The organism is Bradyrhizobium sp. 61, from assembly GCF_023073075.1.
GTDB classification, from domain to species: Bacteria; Pseudomonadota; Alphaproteobacteria; order Rhizobiales; family Xanthobacteraceae; genus Bradyrhizobium; species Bradyrhizobium barranii.
The window spans coordinates 1-2500 of record NZ_JADPIU010000043.1 but is presented as its reverse complement, the minus strand read 5'-3'; the positions used below and the strand labels follow the sequence as shown (position 1 = coordinate 2500).

Sequence of the window (2500 nt, the reverse complement as noted above, 5' to 3'; positions counted from 1 at the left end):
TTAGAAAGACCAGCTTGCTTCGTAAGATCGTTCCGATAGCGAGGCGGTCAAGCTTCGCTAAAAGGATCATTTACAACTCGCATTCCTCTCAGACGCAGCCTTGTGAGCTACATTGAAAGGCGCACGAGCGCCGAAATGATCCGGAGATAATGAAGTATCGCGCAACAATTGCTTGTTGCCCGATCCAACTCGGATCGATCTCCTCTTTACGATGTCAGAAATCACGCAGCTTACTGTCCATCCGGACTAGCAAGTGCGAAGTGATGTTTCGCGGACGATTCAGGTGCACGATCAGCCGATGATCAAACCATCTGGTGGAGCCAGACGGGATCGAACCGACGACCTCATGCTTGCAAAGCACGCGCTCTCCCAGCTGAGCTATGGCCCCGTAACCAGAAGACGAATGCTCACTCGATGAGTGTGGTGGGCCTGGGAAGACTTGAACTTCCGACCTCACGCTTATCAAGCGCGCGCTCTAACCAACTGAGCTACAAGCCCCTAACGCATATCCAGTCAAGGACCAGGGATTCTGCAAGGTTGCAGCCCCAGCGCGTGTTCGTCCGCGAAGAAAGAGAAACGAAGACGGCGAAATCCCGCCAATGCAGCTCAACAATCCTGACGATCGTTGGCCACTGATGTTTCTAAAACGGTTCGATAGAAGCAAGCTTCTGAAGAACCATCCTTAGAAAGGAGGTGATCCAGCCGCAGGTTCCCCTACGGCTACCTTGTTACGACTTCACCCCAGTCGCTGACCCTACCGTGGCCGGCTGCCTCCCTTGCGGGTTAGCGCACCGTCTTCAGGTAAAACCAACTCCCATGGTGTGACGGGCGGTGTGTACAAGGCCCGGGAACGTATTCACCGTGGCGTGCTGATCCACGATTACTAGCGATTCCAACTTCATGGGCTCGAGTTGCAGAGCCCAATCCGAACTGAGACGGCTTTTTGAGATTTGCGAAGGGTTCCCCCTTAGCGTCCCATTGTCACCGCCATTGTAGCACGTGTGTAGCCCAGCCCGTAAGGGCCATGAGGACTTGACGTCATCCCCACCTTCCTCGCGGCTTATCACCGGCAGTCTCCTTAGAGTGCTCAACTAAATGGTAGCAACTAAGGACGGGGGTTGCGCTCGTTGCGGGACTTAACCCAACATCTCACGACACGAGCTGACGACAGCCATGCAGCACCTGTGTTCCAGGCTCCGAAGAGAAGGTCACATCTCTGCGACCGGTCCTGGACATGTCAAGGGCTGGTAAGGTTCTGCGCGTTGCGTCGAATTAAACCACATGCTCCACCGCTTGTGCGGGCCCCCGTCAATTCCTTTGAGTTTTAATCTTGCGACCGTACTCCCCAGGCGGAATGCTTAAAGCGTTAGCTGCGCCACTAGTGAGTAAACCCACTAACGGCTGGCATTCATCGTTTACGGCGTGGACTACCAGGGTATCTAATCCTGTTTGCTCCCCACGCTTTCGTGCCTCAGCGTCAGTATCGGGCCAGTGAGCCGCCTTCGCCACTGGTGTTCTTGCGAATATCTACGAATTTCACCTCTACACTCGCAGTTCCACTCACCTCTCCCGAACTCAAGATCTTCAGTATCAAAGGCAGTTCTGGAGTTGAGCTCCAGGATTTCACCCCTGACTTAAAGACCCGCCTACGCACCCTTTACGCCCAGTGATTCCGAGCAACGCTAGCCCCCTTCGTATTACCGCGGCTGCTGGCACGAAGTTAGCCGGGGCTTATTCTTGCGGTACCGTCATTATCTTCCCGCACAAAAGAGCTTTACAACCCTAGGGCCTTCATCACTCACGCGGCATGGCTGGATCAGGGTTGCCCCCATTGTCCAATATTCCCCACTGCTGCCTCCCGTAGGAGTTTGGGCCGTGTCTCAGTCCCAATGTGGCTGATCATCCTCTCAGACCAGCTACTGATCGTCGCCTTGGTGAGCCATTACCTCACCAACTAGCTAATCAGACGCGGGCCGATCTTTCGGCGATAAATCTTTCCCCGTAAGGGCTTATCCGGTATTAGCACAAGTTTCCCTGTGTTGTTCCGAACCAAAAGGTACGTTCCCACGCGTTACTCACCCGTCTGCCGCTGACGTATTGCTACGCCCGCTCGACTTGCATGTGTTAAGCCTGCCGCCAGCGTTCGCTCTGAGCCAGGATCAAACTCTCAAGTTGGACTTGAACTTTGAACCGGCTGATCACAACGTTTGACGAGGTCCCACCATTATTTCGACAACCGAAGTCGCCGAGCTGCCCGCGATTCACATCGCTGGCAGCGATGGTGTTTCCTTTAAAACGTGTACCGCCGAAGTCTTTCGTCCCCTCTCAGAACTCAAAAGCCGAAGCTCTTCAGTGTCCGAGAGGCGCAAGGACTCCGCCGTCCACGTTTCTCTTTCTTCATCTTCACTTGTCAAACAGCCCGGGACCAGGAGGCCCCAACCTTCCAGAGTGGAAGGGTTCCGACACCCTTACCGACGATGAATGAACTCCAATCGACTTA

Annotated in this window: 2 tRNA genes and 1 rRNA gene; all 3 read right to left on the bottom strand. The window is 54.4% G+C overall.

The features are described 5' to 3' along the window. Nucleotides 1-312: 312 nt before the first annotated feature. Nucleotides 313-388, bottom strand: a tRNA-Ala gene (locus IVB46_RS12570). 33 nt (nucleotides 389-421) lie between these two features. After that, nucleotides 422-498 (bottom strand) — tRNA-Ile (locus IVB46_RS12565). A gap of 188 nt (nucleotides 499-686) precedes the next feature. Beyond that, a 16S ribosomal RNA gene (locus IVB46_RS12560) occupies nucleotides 687-2175 on the bottom strand. Nucleotides 2176-2500 lie beyond the last annotated feature (325 nt).